This window comes from Streptomyces hygroscopicus (genome assembly GCF_026168105.1).
GTDB classification, from domain to species: Bacteria; Actinomycetota; Actinomycetes; order Streptomycetales; family Streptomycetaceae; genus Streptomyces; species Streptomyces hygroscopicus_D.
The window spans coordinates 1-19,719 of record NZ_LBMW01000064.1; the positions used below are offsets into that span (position 1 = coordinate 1).

At 70.0% G+C, this 19,719-nt stretch carries 17 protein-coding genes; 8 read left to right on the forward strand and 9 right to left on the reverse strand.

Annotation, left to right across the window (positions count from 1 at the left end):
- The 7 genes from AAW14_RS35280 to AAW14_RS35310 form a co-directional block, all read left to right on the forward strand.
- The coding region (locus AAW14_RS35280; RefSeq protein ID WP_265568536.1) for an alpha/beta fold hydrolase at window positions 1-963 on the forward strand (963 nt) is incomplete at its 5' end.
- 61 nt (window positions 964-1,024) lie between these two features.
- Entirely contained in the window at window positions 1,025-2,554 is a 1,530-nt protein-coding gene (locus AAW14_RS35285; RefSeq protein WP_265568537.1) for a tryptophan 7-halogenase, read from the forward strand.
- Window positions 2,551-3,897: a cation:proton antiporter gene (locus AAW14_RS35290; RefSeq protein ID WP_265568538.1), complete on the forward strand. Its 1,347-nt coding sequence runs from the start codon at window positions 2,551-2,553 to the stop codon at window positions 3,895-3,897. Before AAW14_RS35285 ends, AAW14_RS35290 begins: the two co-directional genes overlap by 4 nt.
- 49 nt (window positions 3,898-3,946) lie before the next feature.
- The gene (gene sbnB / locus AAW14_RS35295) at window positions 3,947-5,011 is read left to right on the forward strand and encodes a 2,3-diaminopropionate biosynthesis protein SbnB (protein ID WP_265568539.1); all 1,065 of its coding nucleotides are present in this window, start codon (window positions 3,947-3,949) and stop codon (window positions 5,009-5,011) included.
- Between the two features lie 16 nt (window positions 5,012-5,027).
- A complete protein-coding gene (gene sbnA / locus AAW14_RS35300) occupies window positions 5,028-6,008 on the forward strand; it encodes a 2,3-diaminopropionate biosynthesis protein SbnA (RefSeq protein WP_265568540.1) in 981 nt (326 codons plus the stop codon).
- A gap of 189 nt (window positions 6,009-6,197) precedes the next feature.
- Window positions 6,198-6,512 (forward strand): DUF6191 domain-containing protein, encoded by a 315-nt coding sequence (locus tag AAW14_RS35305; protein WP_265568541.1) that lies wholly within the window; start codon window positions 6,198-6,200, stop codon window positions 6,510-6,512.
- A gap of 357 nt (window positions 6,513-6,869) precedes the next feature.
- Window positions 6,870-7,550: a hypothetical protein gene (locus AAW14_RS35310; protein ID WP_265568542.1), complete on the forward strand. Its 681-nt coding sequence runs from the start codon at window positions 6,870-6,872 to the stop codon at window positions 7,548-7,550.
- A 24-nt stretch (window positions 7,551-7,574) separates the two neighbouring features.
- Here the strand turns inward: AAW14_RS35310 and AAW14_RS35315 are convergent, their stop codons facing one another.
- The 9 genes from AAW14_RS35315 to AAW14_RS35355 form a co-directional block, all read right to left on the reverse strand.
- Complete coding sequence (locus AAW14_RS35315; protein ID WP_265568543.1) at window positions 7,575-9,101, reverse strand: NCS1 family nucleobase:cation symporter-1; 1,527 nt, start codon at window positions 9,099-9,101, stop codon at window positions 7,575-7,577.
- A gap of 169 nt (window positions 9,102-9,270) precedes the next feature.
- Window positions 9,271-10,290 carry a TIGR03842 family LLM class F420-dependent oxidoreductase gene (locus AAW14_RS35320; RefSeq protein ID WP_265568544.1) on the reverse strand — a complete coding sequence of 340 codons (1,020 nt, stop codon included), beginning with the start codon at window positions 10,288-10,290 and terminating at the stop codon, window positions 9,271-9,273.
- An 11-nt stretch (window positions 10,291-10,301) separates the two neighbouring features.
- Complete coding sequence (gene hydA, locus AAW14_RS35325; protein ID WP_265568545.1) at window positions 10,302-11,705, reverse strand: dihydropyrimidinase; 1,404 nt, start codon at window positions 11,703-11,705, stop codon at window positions 10,302-10,304.
- Window positions 11,706-11,859: 154 nt separating this feature from the next.
- Complete coding sequence (locus AAW14_RS35330) at window positions 11,860-12,702, reverse strand: nitrilase-related carbon-nitrogen hydrolase (protein WP_265568546.1); 843 nt, start codon at window positions 12,700-12,702, stop codon at window positions 11,860-11,862.
- A 147-nt stretch (window positions 12,703-12,849) separates the two neighbouring features.
- Complete coding sequence (locus AAW14_RS35335) at window positions 12,850-14,409, reverse strand: PucR family transcriptional regulator (protein ID WP_265568547.1); 1,560 nt, start codon at window positions 14,407-14,409, stop codon at window positions 12,850-12,852.
- A gap of 67 nt (window positions 14,410-14,476) precedes the next feature.
- On the reverse strand, window positions 14,477-15,760 hold the full coding sequence (locus tag AAW14_RS35340) for an aspartate aminotransferase family protein (protein WP_265568548.1): 1,284 nt from the start codon (window positions 15,758-15,760) through the stop codon (window positions 14,477-14,479).
- Window positions 15,757-16,599 (reverse strand): nitrilase-related carbon-nitrogen hydrolase, encoded by an 843-nt coding sequence (locus AAW14_RS35345; RefSeq protein ID WP_265568549.1) that lies wholly within the window; start codon window positions 16,597-16,599, stop codon window positions 15,757-15,759. Before AAW14_RS35345 ends, AAW14_RS35340 begins: the two co-directional genes overlap by 4 nt.
- A gap of 182 nt (window positions 16,600-16,781) precedes the next feature.
- Entirely contained in the window at window positions 16,782-18,350 is a 1,569-nt protein-coding gene (locus AAW14_RS35350; RefSeq protein ID WP_265568550.1) for a hypothetical protein, read from the reverse strand.
- A 133-nt stretch (window positions 18,351-18,483) separates the two neighbouring features.
- On the reverse strand, window positions 18,484-18,735 hold the full coding sequence (locus AAW14_RS35355) for a helix-turn-helix domain-containing protein (protein WP_265568551.1): 252 nt from the start codon (window positions 18,733-18,735) through the stop codon (window positions 18,484-18,486).
- Between the two features lie 94 nt (window positions 18,736-18,829).
- Between AAW14_RS35355 and map the strand changes: the two genes are divergently transcribed.
- The gene (gene map, locus AAW14_RS35360; protein ID WP_265568552.1) at window positions 18,830-19,597 is read left to right on the forward strand and encodes a type I methionyl aminopeptidase; all 768 of its coding nucleotides are present in this window, start codon (window positions 18,830-18,832) and stop codon (window positions 19,595-19,597) included.
- Window positions 19,598-19,719 lie beyond the last annotated feature (122 nt).

Genomic DNA, 19,719 nt, shown 5'->3' on the forward strand with positions numbered 1-19,719 from the left:
ATCGACGACAACTTCTTCGACCTCGGAGGCCACTCACTCCTGGCCATGCGCCTGGCGACCCGGGTCGAGGAGATGCTGGGGATCGAACTGCCGGTCGCCGATGTGTTCAGCGCGCCGACCGTCGCGGAACTGGCGGAGCGGCTCGGGATCGGTGACTCCCTGGCGGCTCTGGGTGTTCTGCTGCCGCTGCGTACCGGAGGCACCCGGCCCCCGTTGTTCTGCATGCACCCCGCGACCGGTCTGAGCTGGGCGTACGCCGGCCTGCTGCCGCATCTGAGCAAGGACCAGCCGGTCTACGGGCTGCAGGCACGCGGTATCGCGCGGCCCGAGGAGTTCCCCGCCTCCATCGAAGAGATGGCGGCGGACTACATCGAGCAGATCCGCGCGGTCCAGCCGTCGGGGCCTTACCACCTCCTGGGATGGTCCTCCGGAGGCTGCACGGCGCAGGAGATGGCCGCCCAACTGCGCGACGCCGGCGAGGAGGTGGCGCTGCTGGCGCTCCTGGACACGTACCCGCCGGGAGACGAAACCGAGAAGGCCCAGACCATGCGCGACGCCTTCGCTCCGCTGCTCGCGTCCATGGGCTTCGACCTCGGTCCTGACGAGGACGCACCGCTCGACATTCCTCGTGTCCGCGCCTTCCTCAAGGAGCGCGGTCACCCGCTGTCCAGCCTCGACGAGCGGGGCCTGGAGGCGCTGGGGCTGGTCTACGAGCGGCAGGCCGTGCTGCTCAGGGAGCAGCGAGGCAAGCGCACCGATGTGGACCTGCTGTTCTTCACGGCGACGCTCAGCCATCCGGAGAGCCCCGACTTCGCGCGGCAGTGGGAGCCGTGGACCGAGGGGCGGATCGACGTCCGCAGTGTCGAGTGCATGCACGAACAGATGCTGGAACCCGGCCCGTTGGGCGAGATCGGCCCGATGGTCGAGAAGGAGCTGGCAGGGCTTGAGGAGAAACGGCGTTGAGCCGCACGGAACCACTCTTGATCAGCGGAATGCCGATGAGCGCAGAAGGAGCGAACAACAGATGTCGATGACCACGGAAGAGTTCGACGTCGTCGTGGCAGGCGGTGGCCCCAGCGGCTCCACCACCGCGGCCTTCGTCGCCAAGCAGGGACACAGCGTTCTTCTGCTGGAGAAGGAGTCCTTTCCCCGCTACCAGATCGGCGAGTCCCTGCTCCCGTCGACGGTGCACGGCATCTGCAGACTGCTGGGCGTTGCGGACGAGGTGCACGACGCCGGGTTCGTGAGGAAGCTGGGCGGTACCTTCCGGTGGGGTTCCGACCCGGAGCCGTGGTCGTTCTCCTTCGCCTTCTCTCCGCTGATGGCGGGGCCGACCTCGCACGCGTACCAGGTCGAGCGGATGAAGTTCGACGACATCCTGCTCAAACACGCCCGCAAGGTGGGGGTGGACGTCCGGGAGCAGTGCACGGTGCTCGAGGTGGTCGATGAGGGCGACCGGGTGGCGGGCCTGCGCTACACAGACGCCGAGGGCATCCGGCGCGAGGTTCGGGCGAAGTACGTCGTCGACGCGACGGGAAACAAGAGCCGGATCTTCCGGGGGGCCCATTCGGAGCGCACGTACTCCGAGTTCTTCCAGAACGTGGCGATATTCGGGTACTTCGAGGGCGGCGGGCGGTTTCCCGAACCCAAGCGCGGCAACATCTTCTGCGAGGCGTTCGACGAGGGCTGGTTCTGGTACATTCCGCTGGCCGACAAGCTGACCAGCGTGGGCGCGGTGATCAACCGCGAGTCGGCGGCCGGCATCCAGGGCGACCCGGAGCAGGCGCTGTTGCGGATGATCCAGAGGTCCCCGCGCATCCGCAGGATGCTGGACGGAGTTCCGCGGGTCACCGAGGGCCCCTACGGGCAGGTCAGGGTCCGCAAGGACTACTCCTACCTGAACAGCCGGTTCTGGCGCAGTGGCATGGTCCTCGTCGGTGACGCGGCCTGCTTCGTCGACCCGGTCTTCTCCTCCGGCGTTCATCTGGCCACCTACAGTGCCCTGTTGGCTGCCCGCTCCATCAACAGCGTGCTGGCGGGCGAGGTCGACGAGGAGCGCAGCTTCACGGAGTTCGAGGCGCGCTACCGCCACGAGTACGGGCTGTTCTACGAGTTCCTGATGTCGTTCTACGACATGAACGTGGACGACAAGTCGTACTACTGGCAGGCCAAGAAGGTCACCAACGCCTCCGACTCCGAACTGGCCGCCTTCGTCGAGCTGGTGGGCGGTGTGTCCTCTCAGGACGCCTCGTTCGTCTCCGCCGAGTCGGCCCGCACGAAGTTCCTGGAGACCTCGCGGGAACTGGAGGACTCGGTCTCCGCCGTGAACCGTTCGGGGACGGACGACGCGACGCCGCTGTACCAGTCGGAGGTCATGGGCAATGTGATGGAACAGGGGGTCCAGGTCCAGGCCGCCGCCATGTTCGCCGGCTGGCTCGACGAGGAGGACCCGATGTTCGAGGACGGTATGGTGCCGTCCGCCGACGGTCTTCGCTGGGCTTTCCCCGGCCAGGTCGCCGGCTCCGTCGAACAGGGGCGAGTGGCGACGGAATGACGATCCTGCTGTTGGATCTGGCGCTGATCGTCGGTCTGGCGCGGGCGAGCGGCGCACTTGCGCGCCGGATCGGGCAGCCGCCGGTGGTCGGGGAGATCCTCGCCGGGATTCTCCTCGGCCCCACCCTGCTCGGCCATCAGCTCCCGCGGACACTCTTCCCGCCGGACGTCAGGCCGTTGCTCAACGTGCTGGCCGTGGTGGGCGTGGCCACGTTCATGTTCCTGGTCGGGCTGGAACTCGACGGGCGGCTGCTGCGCGGCATGGCCCGTCTCGCCACCAGCGTGACCGTGGGTGCGATGGTGCTGCCTCTGGTACTGGGGGCGGCACTGGGCTGTCTGCTGGCCCGGGGCCGCCCCGGCGGCGCGGACGCCGCCTTCGTGATGTTCATGGCCGTCGCGATGTCCGTCACCGCGTTCCCGGTGCTGGCGCATATCCTCACCGCTCGCGGACTGGGCCGTACCACTCTCGGCGGCATCGCGCTCAGCAGCGCCGCGGCCTGCGATGTGCTCGCATGGGGGCTGCTGGCCGTAGTCGTCGCCTTCGCGACCGGGGACGGCTTCCGGGTGAGAACGCTGTTGCTGGTGCCCTATGTGCTTCTGATGATCACGGTGGTTCGCCCGCTGCTGCGCAGGTGGTTCACGGGCCGACGCGCGGTGGGCCCCGACGGACCGGCGAAGGACGTGCTCGTGGTGGCGCTGTCCGGGCTGCTGGCGTCGGCCGCGTTCACCGAGTGGATCGGCCTGCACTACATCTTCGGTGCCTTTCTCCTCGGCGCTGTCATGCCCCGTGGTTCGGGCGATGCACTGCGCGTGGACCTGAACCGACAGCTTGAACCGGTCAGCACGCACCTGCTGCCCGTGTACTTCGTGCTGGCGGGCCTCTCGGTGGACCTGTCCGGGATGGACGCGCGAGCCGTCGGCAATCTGCTGGTCATCATCGTCGTGGCCGTTTCCGGCAAGTTCCTCGGTGCCTTCGCCGGGGCTCGTCTGCAGGGCCTGGACAGCCGGCGCGCGGCGGTGCTGGGCACGCTGCTGAACACCCGGGGGCTGACCGAGCTGGTGATCCTCGGAATCGGCCGCCAACTCGGCCTGCTGGACGGCGCTTTGTATTCGAGCCTGGTGGTGATGGCGGTGGTGACGACCGCGCTGACCGGGCCCGCCCTGCACTGGCTCTGCCCGGCCTCGTCGAGCGAGCTCGCCATGGACGGGCCGGCACCGCTCGTGCCGGCTTCTTCCTCCCCCGCCCGCACCGATCCTCCCGCCCGCACCGATCCTGCCGCCCGCACCGATCCTGCCGCTCCGCCGAGCCGGCCGGCTCGTTCCCGGCAGTCCGCCGGATCGTAGGTACAGGTCCCCGCAACGCCCGTCCGCCACACCGTAAGGGAACCAAGAAGTGACCCCAAAGGCTCAGGTACCGCCATTCGCCGTGATCTCCGGTGCCCAGGTGCACCGAATGCTGTCAGGGAACGAGAAGCACACCGTCGAACTGGTGGAGTCTGCCTACCGCGCGCACGGCGCGGCCCAGACCGTGAACCCGCCGTCCTACTTCCTGCGCTTCCCCGACCGGCCCAATTCCCGGATCATCGCGTTGCCCGCCTCGATCGGCGGTGAAACCCAGGTCGACGGGCTGAAGTGGATCTCCAGCTTCCCGGACAACGTGGCCGCCGGAATTCCGCGCGCCTCGGCGGTACTGCTCCTCAACGACCAGGCGACCGGGTACCCGCTGGCCTGTCTGGAGAGTTCCATCATCAGCGCCGCCCGCACCGCGGCCTCGGCGGCACTTGCCGCCGACCGGCTCACCCGCGCACGGCCGGAACGCCCGCGCAGGGTCGGCTTCATCGGCACCGGTCTGATCGCCCGTTACATCCACACCTATCTCACGGGTACCGGCTGGACGTTCGACGAAGTGGGCATACACGACCTGTCCGTCGAACACGCCAACGGCTACCGCGACTACCTGGCGCGCTCCGGCGCGCACGGCAGCGTGACGGTGCACGAGCGGGCCGAGGACCTGATCCGCTCGAGCGACCTGGTCGTCTTCGCGACCGTCGCCGCCACCCCCCACGTCACGGATCCCGACTGGTTCGCGCACAAGCCCGTGGTGCTCAACGTCTCGCTGCGCGACCTTGCCCCTGAGGTTCTGCTCGCCTCCGCCAACTTTCTGGACGACATCGAGCACTGTCTGAAGGCCGACACCTCCCCGCACCTGACCGAACAGGCCACCGGAAACCGCGACTTCATCGACGGAACGCTCTACGACGTCCTCACGGGACGCGTGGCGGTGCCGACCGACCGTCCCGTCGTCTTCTCGCCCTTCGGCCTCGGGGTGCTGGATCTTGCGGTCGGCAAATACGTGTACGACAAGGTCCGCGACGGCGGTGAACTGGCCGTAGTCGACGACTTCTTCTACGAGGTAGAACGCTACGGGCGCGGCAACGTCTCCGGCGAACGTCCCTGAAACGAGGTTATTCACTGTGCCCGTGATCTGTGCGCCGGAGGAGTTCCACGCCGACGACGTCTATGTGGACCTGCGGTCGGCCCTCAGCCTCCCCCTGTATCTGAAGTGCGAGGGCTTCAACTTCGCCGGGTCGATCAAGCTGAAGGCGGCCGCGGCCATGGTGGCCGACGCCGAGCGCCGAGGGCTGCTCACGGAGGACTCCGTGCTGGTGGAGTCGTCCTCGGGAAACCTCGGCGTGGCGCTGAGCACCATCGCGGCCGGCAAGGGCTACCGGTTCCTGTGCGTGACGGACACGCGCTGCAATCTCGCCACGCGGCGCCTCATGGAGTCCATGGGCGCGCAGGTGCACACGGTGACGGAGCCGGACGCGCAGGGCGGCTTCCTCGGCGCCCGGCTCGAGTACGTACGCAGGCTCTGCCAGTTCGACGACCGCTACGTCTGGCTCAACCAGTACCGGAACGCGAACAACTGGGGAGCGCACTACAACACCACGGCCCCGGCCATCGCCGCACAGTTCCCGGATCTGGACGTGCTGTTCGTGGGAGCGGGCACTGCCGGAACGCTCATGGGCTGCGCGCGCTACTTCAGGGACGCGGGACACCCGGCCACCGTCGTGGCCGTCGACTCGGTGGGTTCGGTCGCCTTCGGAGGGGCTCCGGCCCCCAGGATGATTCCCGGTCTGGGCTCCGGGGTGCGGCCGCACCTGCTGGACATGTCCTATGTGGACGACGTGGTGCATGTGCCGGAGCCGGAGACGGTCCGTACGTGTCACCGGCTGGCTGCCGGGGGCTTCCTGTTCGGTGGTTCCACCGGCACGGTCGTCGCGGGCGCGACTGCCTGGCTTGCCGAGCGTGGGTTGAAGGACGAGGTCACCGCCGTGGCGATCTCTCCGGATCTGGGAGAGCGCTATCTGGACTCCATCTATCAGAGCACCTGGGTGGCCGACATCTACGGCCACGACGTGCTGCACCAGGGCCCGGCCCCCAGCCGTCCCTGAGCCGTCCGGGCCGTCGGCCGATCATGGTTGCCCGCCTGACACGGCCCGGCGAGAATTGCCGTCGTTGCGGCCGGGAGGGCCGGGCAGCTTGCGGACTCCGTGCCGACCGGCCCCGTCAGGGCGTCATCGAGAAAGGACCATGCCGTGGAAACGATCTTTGCGGCATCATTCCCCGTTTTCATCTGTGCCTTGATCGCTCTCGCCGTCACCGAATGCGCCTTCAACTGGTTCACCGGACTCGGGCTGATACCCAGGTTGAGAAGGCGGACCGGCCGGACCCTGTCCGCCGCCGCTTTCGACGACTTCACAACGGTCGTCAACGGCTCGAAGCAGGCGGAGCTGGAACACCGGCAGAGCCTGATGATGCTGCGGGACGACGAGGGTGACGGCGCCCCGCCGCACAGCAGGATCGACCTCGAGGGCGGGACGGCCCGCATCGTGCTGCCCAACCGTGATGGGCAGGCGAGCGCGGGCAGCCAGGAGCCACGTGACACTACGCAGTGACCCGGGGGCCGAGCCCAGGTCGGCGGCCTGAAACCCGGGGTCGTCGCCCCACAGTCCTTTTCATCCCTGAATGCCCGGGTTATGGGCCGCACCCGCTAATAGCCGGATTCTTACTGGCTTACGCGGTGCCGCTCATGTGAGGAAACCGGGGGCCACATCACGACATAAGGCCGCGATACGGCAAAGGGGGCACATCATGGTGAGGGGCAACAGGACGGGTCGGCGTACGCCGTGAACGGCTGTCACCGTACGGCCACGGAGCGAGTTGACACTTCCGCCTCACAGCGAGTCATGTGACACTGGCGTCCCGTCCGCAGCGCGGACTCCCTCCGCACCGTCCCCCACGAGAAGTGCATCGTGCGTTCTCTTCCTCTGCCGCTCGCCCTCAGCGCGCGTCTGGCGCCGGTCGCCGTGCTCGCCACGGCGGGCTGGGCGCTGTCGTCCGGTCCGTTGTCCGCGACGCCGACCGCCGAGCACAAACCGGCCCAGCAGAAGCAGGCCGCCCAGAACACCCCTTCGGCCTCCGATCCCTCGGGCGCGGCGGCGACCAAGACGTACTCCTCCTCCCCCTTGCCGTGCACCAGCGTGACCGCCCAGACCATCAACTCCCTGGTACCGGGCGCCAAGACGGACGGGAAGGAGATCCCCTCGACGGACACCAAGGTGCGCCGCACCTGCTCGTGGAACGCGCTCAAGGGCTACGACTACCGCTGGCTCGACGTGTCCTTCGAGATCATGGACTCGGACGCGGCGGCGCAGAAGTCCTACACCGCGCGCACCACGGAGAAGAGCGGCGGAGGCGCGGTTCCCGGTCTCGGCGACGCGGCCTACTCCGTCGTGAACCTCGCCACCGAGGACGACCAGCAGACCCGCGAGGGTGTGGTGCTGGCCCGTGTGTCCAACGCGCTGGTCGTCGTCACGTACAACGGCAGCAACTTCGAGACGAAGAAGGCACCCGGTACGGACGAGATCAACAAGGGCGCCATCAAGGCCGCCAGGGACGCGGTGACGACGCTGAAGGACGGCCAGAAGAACTGACCGTCCTCCGCGCCCGCCGGGCGGTCAGGCCGTGATCGTCTCCCGGCCGCGAGCCAGCATCAACGCCAGGTACAGCACCAGCGACGTACCCAGGCCCACCGCCCAGCCGTAGTCGGCGAGCGACGACAGGGCCGGGATGGGGCGGCCGCTGATCAGCGGGTGGAAGTCCGCTCCGCCTACGGCCAGCACGCCGCCGACGGCGAAGGCCACGACGGCCCGCCAGTTCCAGCCGCCCCCGTACCAGTAGCGGCCGCCCCGCCGGTACAGGTCGGCGAGGTCCAGCCGGGCCCGGCGCAGGATCCAGTAGTCGGCGATGAGGATGCCCGCCACCGTGCCGAGCAGACCGCCGACCAGCCCGAGCCAGGTGAAGATGTAGCCCTGCGGGTCGGAGTACAGCTTCCACGGGGAGATCAGTACGCCCAGCACACAGGTGGCGAGGGCGCCGGTGCGGAAACTGATTCTTCTCGGCGCGAGGTTGGAGAAGTCGAACGCGGGCGAGACGAGGTTGGCCGCGACATTCACGGACAGGGTCGCCACCAGCACGGTCACCAGCGCGTAGAGCAGCCCGGCCACGTTGTCCGTCTTGGCCGCCAGCTGTACCGGGTCCCAGATCGGCTTGCCGTACACGGCCTGCGAGCCCGAAGTGACCAGCACCGAAAGGAAGGCGAACAGGGTCATCGTGGTCGGCAGGCCCAGCGCCTGGCCCCACGTCTGGGCCTTCTGGCTCTTGCCGTACCGGGTGAAGTCCGGGATGTTCAGCGACAGAGTGGACCAGAAGCCGATCATGCCCATGAGCGCGGGCGCGAACAGCTTCCAGAAGCCGGGGCCCCAGCCCAGCTTCGACGGCTGGCCGAACAGCGGGCCGAGACCGCCGGCCTTGCCGCTCATCCACACCAGCATCACGACGGCACCGACGAGCACGAAGGGCGCCGCCCAGTTCTCGAAGCGGCGGATCGTCTCCATGCCCCGGTAGATGATGGCGACCTGGATCACCCAGAAGATCCCGAACGACAGCCACATGGTCCAGGGGTAGCCGCCCACCTTGGCGGCGTTGGCCCAGCTGTCACCGATGAGCTTCCCGGCGAGGAAGTAGATCGCCTCGCCGCCGATCCAGGTCTGGATGCCGAACCAGCCGCACGCCACCAACGCCCGTACGACGGCCGGGAGATTGGCTCCGCGCACACCGAAGGAGGCGCGGGCGAAGACCGGGAAGGGAATGCCGTACTTGGGTCCCGCGTGCCCGGTGAGCAGCATCGGGACCAGCACGATCACATTGGCCAGGGCGATGGTGAACACCGCCTGCTTCCAGTCCATGCCTACCGCGATCAGACCGGAGGCCAGGGTCCAGGAGGCCGTGTTGTGGGCCATGCCGACCCACAGCGCACAGAAGTTGTACGTGGTCCAGGTGCGCCGCTTGACGGGGACCGGCAGCAGGTCCTCGTTGGCGTACGGACCGCTCGGCGGCGGAGAGCCGGGGGCGAACTCCACGCGCCCGTCGGGGAGGGTGACTTGGGCGGACATCGGTATGGCCGGGGGAGCGGTGTCGGTCATGGGCAGTCCCATCATGGGGTGAGCTGGGAAAGGCCGTGCGGGCGGCGCCGATGGGGGGTACGCCTCCTTGGGGACCCGCCGGAGGACGGATCAACGCGGAGCGCCCTGGGCCCCTTCCCGGAGCGGGAAGGGGACGAGCGGGGAGGACGGGGCGAAGGCTCTCGGGGGACTAGCCGTTGATGGCCGGGATGACCTGGGTTCCGTACGCGTCGATGACGGCCTCCTGGGCGTCGTGCATGTCGTACACGGCGAACTGGTCGACGCCCAACTCGCGCAGTGCGGTGAGTTTCTCGATGTGCCTCTCGACGGGGCCGATGAGGCAGAACCGGTCGACGATCTCGTCGGGTACGAACTGGGTGTCGGGGTTGTCGCTGCGCCCATGGTGGGCGTAGTCGTAGCCCTCGCGGGCCTTGATGTAGTCGGTGAGTTCGTCGGGGACGGCGGCGGAGTGCTCGCCGTACTTGGCGACCAGGTCGGCGACGTGGTTGCCGACCATGCCGCCGAACCAGCGGCACTGGTCACGGGCGTGGGCCAGCGCCTTGGGCGAGTCGTCCTCGGTGACGTACGCCGGGGCGGCGACGCAGATCTTGACGTCGGACGGGGCGCGTCCGACGGCCACGGCCGCGTCCCTGACCGCCTTGACCATGTATTCGGTCAGATACAGGTCGGCGAGCTGGAGGATGAAGCCGTCGGCCTCCTCGCCGGTCATCTTCAGGGCCTTGGGGCCGTACGCGGCCATCCAGACCGGGAGTTCGGCGCCGGGCCTGATCCACGGGAACCTGACCACCGTGCCGCCGAGGTCGGCCTCCTCACCACGGGCCAGCGCCCGGATGACCTTCATGGCCTCGCTGATCCGGGCCAGGGTGTTGGGCTTGCGGCCGGCGACGCGCATCGCCGAGTCGCCGCGCCCGATGCCGCAGACCGTGCGGTTGCCGAACATGTCGTTGAGGGTGGCGAACGTCGAGGCCGTGACCTCCCAGGTGCGGGTGCCCGGGTTCGTCACCATCGGACCGACCGTCAGCTTCTGTGTGTTCGCCAAAATCTGACTGTAGATCACAAATGGTTCCTGCCACAGCACGGCCGAGTCGAAGGTCCAGCCGTAGCGGAAGCCGTTGCGTTCGGCGCGCTTCATCAGGCTGATGACACGCGAGGCCGGCGGGTCCGTCTGCAGGACGAGTCCGAAGTCCATGAGCGCCACTCCTAGTTGAGGTACTGACAGGTGGAGCGGGGTGTGTAGACGCCGTGTCCCGCACGTCCGGTGAACTCCCGCTCGGTGATGACGGGTTCGCCGCGCGAGAGGACGGTCTCGACCCGGCCGGTGACGCGCTTGCCCTCGTAGGCCGAGTAGTCGACGTTCATGTGGTGCGTCTCGGCGGACATGACCTGCTCGGCGTGCGGGTCGTAGATGACGACGTCGGCGTCCGCGCCCGGGGCGATCGTGCCCTTCTGGGGGGAGAGGCCGAACATCCGGGCCGGGGTGGCGCAGGCGATCTCGATCCAGCGGCGGCGCGAGATGTGCCCGTCCACGACGGCCTGGTGCAGCAGGTCCATACGGTTCTCGACGCCCGGCAGACCGTTGGGGATCTTGGAGAAGTCGCCGCGGCCCAGCTCCTTCTGGCCCACGAAGCAGAAGGGGCAGTGGTCGGTGGACACCACCTGGAGGTCGTTGGTGCGCAGACCCTTCCACAGGGCCGCCTGGTGTTCCCTCGGCCGCAGCGGGGTGCTGCACACGTACTTGGCGCCCTCGAAGTCCGGCTCGGCGAGGTTGTCGGTGGACAGGAAGAGGTATTGAGGGCAGGTCTCGCCGAAGACGTTCAGCCCCTCGTCGCGCGCCCTGGCCAGCTCGGCGACCGCCTCCTGCGCCGAGACGTGCACCACATACAGGGGCGCTCCCGCGACCTGGGCCAGCTTGATGGCGCGGTGGGTGGCCTCGGCCTCCAGGAGGGCCCTGCGCACCTCGCCGTGGTAGCGCGGATCGGTCTCGCCGCGGGCCAGCGCCTGCTCGACCAGGACATCGATCGCGATGCCGTTCTCGGCGTGCATCATGATCAGGCCGCCGTTCTCGGCGGAGCGCTGCATCGCGCGCAGGATCTGACCGTCGTCGCTGTAGAAGACGCCTGGGTAGGCCATGAACTGCTTGAAGGAGGTGACGCCCTCCTCGACCAGCAGGTCCATCTCCTTCAGCGTCTCCTGGTTGACATCGGAGACGATCATGTGGAAGCCGTAGTCGATGGCGCAGGTGCCCTCGGCCTTGGCATGCCAGGCGTCCAGGCCCTCGCGGAGCGTGTGGCCGACGCTCTGCACCGCGAAGTCGACGATCGTCGTCGTTCCGCCCCAGGCGGCGGCGCGGGTGCCGGTCTCGAACGTGTCGGAGGCGAAGGTGCCGCCGAACGGAAGCTCCATATGGGTGTGGGCGTCGACGCCGCCCGGGATCACGTACTTGCCGGTGGCGTCGATGGTGCGTTCGGCCGTCCAGGCCCCGGCGGCCGGGGTGCCGGACGCGGCGAGGGCGGCGATGCGGCCGTCCTCGATCAGGACGTCGGCGTGGATCTCGTCGGATGCGGTGATGACGAGGCCACCGCGGATGACGGTACGGCTGCTCATGCTCCCTCTGCTCCCTTACCTGCGTTGACGCTCCGCCGGGATGCGGTCGGACGGTGCGGGTTGTCAGTGGCTGGTCGCGCACACGCGGCGGGGCCGCATGCCGGATCGCAGGCCCGCGCCCCTTGCGGGGCGCGGGTGTGATCCGCCGGCCCGGCTACGGAGCAGTCAGCGGCTGGTACGCGCCCGGTGCCCGGTCCCGGTAGAACTGCCAGCGGTCGCGCACCTCCCGCAGCTTGGCCATGTCCAGGTCGCGGACGACGAGTTCGGGCTCCTTGTCGCTCGCCACCTCGCCGACGAACTGGGCCTCCGGGTCCACGAAGTACGAGGTCCCGTAGAAGTCGTTGTCGCCGTACTCCTCGACGCCCACCCGGTTGATCGCGCCGACGAAGTACTCGTTGGCCACGGCCGCCGCAGGCTGCTCCAGCTGCCACAGGTAGGCGGACAGACCGCGCGAGGTGGCCGACGGGTTGAACACGATCTCGGCGCCCGACAGGCCGAGCGCCCGCCATCCCTCCGGGAAGTGGCGGTCGTAGCAGATGTAGACGCCGATCATGCCGGCCTTGGTGTCGAACACGGGCCAGCCGGAGTTGCCGGGGCGGAAGTAGAACTTCTCCCAGAAGCCCTTCACCTGCGGAATGTGGGTCTTGCGGTACTTGCCGAGGTACGAGCCGTCGGCGTCGATCACCGCGGCGGTGTTGTAGAGGACGCCGGGCTGTTCCTCCTCGTACATGGGCAGCACGAGCACGATGCCCAGCTCCTTCGCCAGCGCCTGGAAGCGCTTGACGATCGGGCCGTCCGGGATCTGCTCGGCGTACTCGTAGAACGCCGGGTCCTGGACCTGGCAGAAGTACGGCCCGTAGAACAGCTCCTGGAAGCACAGGACTTGAGCACCCTGCGCGGCCGCGTCGCGCACCGCCTGCTCGTGGACCTGGATCATCGATTCCTTGTCGCCGGTCCAGGCGGTCTGGAAGACGGCGGCACGGATCACTCTGCTCATCGGGACCTCCGGTCGCTCGGTGTGCGGCGAGCCTAGGAAGTCCGGCGGAGCGGTTTGAGTTGCACCGTGTCACGTCTGCGGGCGCCCGGCGTTCCACCGTGTCAACCCGTCCCGCACGCGTGGGTTTCCCACTCTTTTCCATGGCGTTCACCCTTGTTGGGCGTCGTGCGCGAGCAGCGCGATGTGCACGGAGGCGGCCTGCTCGAAGTCGTCGAGGTCGACCCCGAGACGTGCCTCGATGGCCTCGAGCCTGCGGTAGAGCGCGGGACGGCTGACGTGGTGGAGCTGGGCGGTACGGGACTTGTTGCGGCCGGTGGCCAGATAGGTCCGCAGCACGGGGAGCAGGTCATGTTCGGCGTCGCGCCCGCACAGCAGCCCGTCCAGTTCCCGCTCGGCGAAGGACTGGACATGCGGGTCGTCGCGCAGCAGCCGGACCAGACCGCGCAGATGGACGTCCTTGAGGCGTACGACGGCCGGAAGGTCCAGCGCGGTGGAATGGTCGGCGACGGCGTCGGCGACGTGCTGGGCCTCGCGCAGCCCGGCGGGCACGTCCTCCCAGGCGGTGCGCGGGTCGGCCGCGGCGATGGCCGTGCCGCAGGCCCCGGACTCCGTCCGCAGCCGGGCGGCGAAGTGCGCGGTGAGCGCCTGGGCGTCCTGGTCGCGGGCTAGGCTGAGCAGGACCGCGGTGGCCCCGTCGGCCAGTTCGGCGGCGAGTCCGGGCAGTCCCAGCAGGCGCAGCACGCGGTCGAGCGCGGCCGGTTCGCCGTCGCGCACGACGAGGGGCACGAAAGTGCGGCGGTTGACGGGCAGCCCGGCCGCGCGCGCCCGCGGAAGGAGCTGACGGGCCGGTACGACCCCGGAGACGAGGTCGGTGAGCAGGCTCTGCGCGGACTGTTCCTCCCAGGAGTGCGCCGCACCGCCCAGCATGCGGTGCAGTACGAGGGCCTCGGCGGCGCGCTCGGCCAGGAGGCGCCCGATGGGGCTGTCGCCGCGGTAGCCGCAGAGCACGATCCGGCCCCAGCGCTCGCCGCGCCCGCCCAGCTCGGCACGGACCCAGCCGTCGCCCTCGCTGCCGCCCGCCTGGCGTGCGATGCGCTCCCAGTCGCGCAGCACGTCGTCGACCGCGGACCGCTCACCCGCCGTGGCGAGGACACGGTGGGCGAGGTTGGTGAGGACCACGGGGCAGCCGGCGTGCACGGCGATCTCGCCGAGCAGCCGCTGGAGCGGGGCGCCCGCCGTGATGAGCCCGGTCAGGGCCGTCCGTACGGCTTCCGACAGGCTCACGGCCGCGAACTTCCGCCGCACCAGCCGGGACTGGACCTCTTCGGTCAGTTCGGCGAAGGGGAACGGCCGGTGCAGCACGACCATGGGCAGCCCGCAGCGCTCGGCGGCACGGCGCATCACGGCCGGGGGCGTGGGGAAGGCCCGGCCGAGTCCGAGGACGACGGCCGCGGCCTCCGCACGGTGCAGGGACCGGATGTACTCGGCCTGCTTGTCCTCGTCACCGGCGAGCAGCACCCCGGTGGTGAGGACCATCTCGCCGCCGCTGAGCATCACCCCGACATCGGGGGCCTCGGCGACGTGCACCCAGCGCACCGGCCGGTCGAGGTGCCCGGCTCCGGCCACCACCTCGGGCTCTCCGGCGAGCACCCGGTCCAGGGTGAGGACCTGGCGTACCGACAGGGCGGGTTCCAGGGCGCTGGTCATGGCGACGTTCCCTTGCTCAGGTTCCTATGGAATACACCTCATGACGGCGCTGTCGAGGTTCGGACCGTCACTGGACGCTCCTGAGGGCCCTCTCGAGGATCGCGGCGCCCTCCTCGGCCTCCGCGGCGGTGAGCGTGAGCGGTGGGGCGATGCGCAGCACGCTGGTGTTGTGGCCGCCGCCCTTGCCGATCAGCAGCCCTGCCTCGCGGGCGGCCTCCAGCACGGCGGCCGCCGCGTGCGGATCGGCCTCGTCGGTGCCGGGCCTGACCAGCTCGACGCCGATCATCAGGCCGCGCCCGCGCACCTCCCGGACGCCCGGAAGCTGTGCGCCCGCCGCCCGCAGCCGCTCGATGAGCGGTCCGCCGACGCGCCGGGCGTTGCCCTGGAGGTCGTGCTCCAGCAGGTAGGAGAGGTTGGCGAGGCCGGCGGCCATGGTGATCTGGGTGCCGCCGAACGTGGAGATCGAGTTGGCGTCCAGGCAGTTCATGATCTCGGCGCGGGCGACGACGCCGCCGATGGACATGCCGTTGCCGATGCCCTTGGCGAAGGTGAGGATGTCGGGCGGCCCCGAGGCGCCGTGTGCCTGCCAGCCCCAGAAGTGGTCGCCGGTGCGGCCCCAGCCGGTCTGCACCTCGTCGGCAATCCAGAGGATGCCCTGCTCCTGGAGCACGTCACGGAAGGCGGCGTACAGGCCGTCGGGCGGCGAGGTGAAGCCTCCGACGCCCTGGATGGGCTCGGCGATCAGGGCCGCGGGTGGGCGGGTGTGCCCGAGGAGGTCCTTCAGGTCCTCGACGCAGGCCGCGATGAACTCGGCGTCGCTCAGGTGGGCGTAGGGGCCCCGGGTGCGGACGCCTCCGTGGACGTACAGGGTCCCCAGCGGTGACAGCGAGGTCGGGGACCAGCTGCGGTTGCCGGTGATGCCGACCGCGCTGAACGAGCGGCCGTGGTAGCTGTTGCGCATCGCGAGGATCTGGTTGCTGCGCCGGTACGTCGTCGCCAGCAGCAGCGCGGTGTCGTTGGCCTCGGTGCCGGACGTGGTGAAGAAGACGCGGGCGTCCGGAATTCCGCTCAACTGGGCGATTTTTTCGGCGAGTTCGACCATCGGCCGGTTGAGGTAGAGGGTCGAGGAGTGCAGGATCCGGCCGGCCTGCTCGGTCACCGCCTTGGCGACCTCGGGCAAGGCGTGCGCGGTCATCGTGGTGAGGATCCCGCCGAAGAAGTCCAGGTACTTCTTTCCGTCACCGTCCCAGACGTGGCGGCCCTCGCCGTGGGTGATCTCGAGGGGGTCCTTGTAGTACAGGGCCAGCCAGTCGGGCATGACGGCCTTGTGGCGGGCGTGGAGGTCGGTCACGGCTTCACCAGTCCTTCGTACGCGTCGGGGCGGCGGTCGCGGTAGAACGCCCACTGCTGCCGCACTTCTTCGATGAGGTCGAAGTCGAGGTCGCGGACGACGAGTTCCTCCTCCTTGTCGCTGGCGGCGTCCCCCACGAACTGCCCGCGGGGGTCCACGAAGTAGCTCGTTCCGTAGAAGTCGTTGTCGCCGTACTCCTCCCGGCCCACGCGGTTGATCGCGGCCACGAAGTACTCGTTGGCGACGGCGGCCGCGGGCTGTTCCAGTTGCCAGAGGTAGGCGGACAGGCCGCGCGAGGTGGCGGACGGGTTGTAGACCAGCTGGGCGCCGTTGAGGCCGAGTTGCCGCCAGCCCTCCGGGAAGTGGCGGTCGTAGCAGATGTACACGCCGACCCTGCCGACCGCCGTGTCGAAGACGGGCCAGCCGAGGTTGCCCGGTTTGAAGTAGTACTTCTCCCAGAAGCCCTTGACCTGGGGGATGTGGTGCTTGCGGTACTTGCCGAGGTAGCTGCCGTCGGCGTCGATCACGGCGGCGGTGTTGTAGTAGAACCCGGACTGCTCGATCTCGAAGACGGGGACGACGATCACCATCCCGGTCTCGCGCGCCAGTTCCCGCATCCGGGTGACCGTGGGGCCGTCGGGGACCGGCTCGGCCCAGCGGTAGTGCTCTGGCTCCTGGACCTGGCAGAAGTAGGGGGCGTTGAAGACCTCCTGGAAGCCGATCACCTTCGCGCCCTGCCGGGCCGCCTCGCGGGCGTGCTCCACATGTTTGGCGATCATGGATTCCGTGTCACCGGTCCAGGTCGCCTGGACCAGTGCGGCGCGTACGACGTGGGCCATGGTGCCGCTCCTTTGCCTGTTGTCCTGGTGGGGACGTCAGAGCCTCTACGCCCGTAGACACAGGTTGTAGAGGGTCGAACGTAAGCCCCCGGGACGGCCTTGCCAAGACCATCGTCGTCAACCCGCGAAGTCGATCGGGTTTCGCACCCCTGTGGGCGAGTGGTCGGATTGTCGGCGGGGGCTCAGGCGGTGAACCCGGCGACCCGGAGGGCGTGGAGGAGATCCCAGTGCCGCTCCTCGGAGACACCCCGGGACGCCTCGAGGAGCAGCGGCACGAGACGCCGCGGGTCCGGCGCGGCGCTGCGGGCCGCCTCCTCCGGCGTACGGATACGTACGTACGCGTCGAGGAGGGCGCGGACCTCGCGGTGCCGGCCGTCGGCGTCCAGCCCCAGCACGGCCTCGGCGATCTCGCCCGCCGGCCGGACGACGCCCTGGCGCAACATCTGCTCGCCGTCGCCGGGGCGGCCGGCCGCGGCGAGGGCGTCCGAGGCGGCGACCAGACGGTCGGCGGGCAGGGAGGCGGCCTCCCACAGGAGGGTGGTCCAGTCGGCGCCGAGTCCCGCGCGCTGCAGTTCGGCGGCGAGGAGGGGGTAGCGGGCTGCGGGCCAGTGGGCGGCCTCGACGAGCAGGGCGTGCGCCTCGCCGCTGCGGCCCTCGGCGCGCAGCCGGGTGAGCGTCGCGACGGTGTCGGCGGTGATCCGCCGGTCCGCCTCGTCGAGGGGCTCCCGGCGCGGCTTCGGCACCGCTTCCGCCTCCTCGCCCGCGGCTCCGGCGAACCGGGCGCCACGGGGGCCCTTGCGGCCGGGAGCGGGCGCCGGCTCGGTCACGGGTACACCGCCCGAGGGCACGTCCTGGACGTCCATCACCCCGGCGAACCGGGCACTGCCGCGGGGGCGGCGCTTGGAACGCTGCTTGGCGGGGGGTTCGGGAGAGGGGGTGGCGGATTCGGCGGTCCGGGCTGGGGCGTCGTGGACTTGGGTACGGGGGCGGGCGGGGGCGTCGTGGGCTCGGTCAGGAGCTTCGGGGCCCTCGTGGGCGCGGACGGCAGGTTCGGGGGCGCGGGCGGCAGATTCGGGGGCGCGGGCGGGCTCCTCGGCGAGCGCGGCCGGCGGCGCGGTGTGGCCATCGGCCGCCCGGGGACCGGACCGTGGAGCATCGAGGCGGCCGTCCGCCCCCTGCCGGGGGTCGCCGGACGCGCGAGGCGGCCGGAAAGCCGGTGTGCCCTGCGCGTGCGGGCGCAGGGCGCGGTGGTCGAGGGCTTCCATACGGCGGCGGAGTTCCGCGCAGCGGGCCGCGGCGCGCCCGTGGTCGTCCTGGGCCCAGGCCAGGTCGACGCGGAGCGGCTCGGCCTCCTCCCGGGTGGCGGCCTCCTCCAGCTGGAGCTTCAGCTCCACCGTGCGCTCGGCCGCGTACCGCTTCTCGCGGAGCATCACGTCGAGCCGGTCGCCGAGGGCGTCCAGGCCTCCGGGCCGGGCGTCGTACGCGGCGAGCGCCGCACCGTGCAGGGTCCGCGCCTTCTCGGCCTCCCGGGCGGCGATGCCGGGTCCGTAGGCCGCGGCGAGGTCCCGCAGGAGCGCCTCGACCACGTCCCAGGGCGGCACCTCCCGGCCGTCCAGGCAGGCCCGCATACCGTCGGGATCGCGCTGCCAGAACACCCCGCACCAGCCGCCGCCCTGGTCGAGCCGCGCCAGCAGCCATTTCAGGTAGCTTGCGAACTCCCGTACTGCTGCCGGGAGTTGATCCACAGCCATCGCTCAGCTCCCGCCCGAGTGGAGACCTCCCGTCCGGTAGAAAACACCAGCCGTGTTACGGGAGGGCTACAGCGAGTTTTCGGATGGGACGCGGAGCGCTCCGCGGGAGAGTCCACCGTCTGTGCGCGCCCCCTCACACCGCGACCAGCGGGCACCGTCCGACGAGGTCGTCCAGGGACAGGCCGAGCACCCGTGCCAGGGCGGCGACGGTGAAGAAGGCCGGGGTCGGCGCACGCCCGGTCTCGATCTTGCGGAGGGTCTCCGCGGAGATCCCGGCCCCCGCGGCCACCTCGGCCATGCTGCGGCCACCGCGCGACTCGCGCAGCAACCGCCCGAGTCGCTCGCCGCGTTCGCGCTCTTCGGGGGTCAGCGGGGTTCGCACCATGCGCCCAATTCTAAGGCCGGCCGCACGGGACTCCCAGCGGACCCGCAACCCGTGACCGGTATTGTAATGGGCGCCGATCGGTATAGTAATTGGCATGATGGAACTGAAGACGGACACGTCGATCGACGCGATGTACGCAGCCGGCCAGGTCGTCGGCCGCGCCCTGACCGCGGTGCGGGACGCCGCCGACGTGGGAGTCTCCCTGCTCGAACTGGACGAGGTGGCGCACCAGGTGCTGCGCGACGCGGGCGCGCGGTCACCGTTCCTCGGCTACCACCCCTCCTTCGCCCCGACCCCCTTCCCGTCGGTCATCTGCGCCTCCGTCAACGACGCCATCGTGCACGGCATCCCGGACGGCCACCGGCTGCGCGACGGCGACCTGGTCTCCATCGACTGCGGTGCCGAACTGGACGGCTGGGTCGGCGACTCGGCGATCAGCTTCGTCGTGGGCGAGCCGCGCGCCGAGGACCTGCGGCTGGTCGAGACCGCGGAGCGGGCGCTCGCTGCGGGCATCGGGGCGGCCGTGCCGGGCAACCGCATCGGGGACATCGCGAACGCGATCGGTTCGGTGTGCCGGTCCGCCGGGTACGGCATCCCGGACGGTTTCGGCGGACACGGCGTGGGCCGCCGTATGCACGAGGACCCGCCCGTCCCCAACGAGGGCCGCCCGGGCCGGGGCCTTCGGCTGCGCCACGGCATGGTGCTGGCCATCGAGCCCATGCTCATCGGCAGCGGTGCCGACGGCTACCACGCGGCCCCCGACGGCTGGACCCTCCGTACGAACGACGGCTCCCGCGCGGCCCATACGGAACACACGGTGGCGATCACGGACACGGGCCCACGGATCCTCACCGCACGCTGACGCGCCCCGAAAGGGGCGCGGGGCAGTGACATTGGCGGGTCCGCCGCGCGGGCGCGAACGGCCGCCTGCGACCGCGGGTCGCAGGCGGCATCCGGCCCCCGGCCGAAGGCGTGCCTGGACAT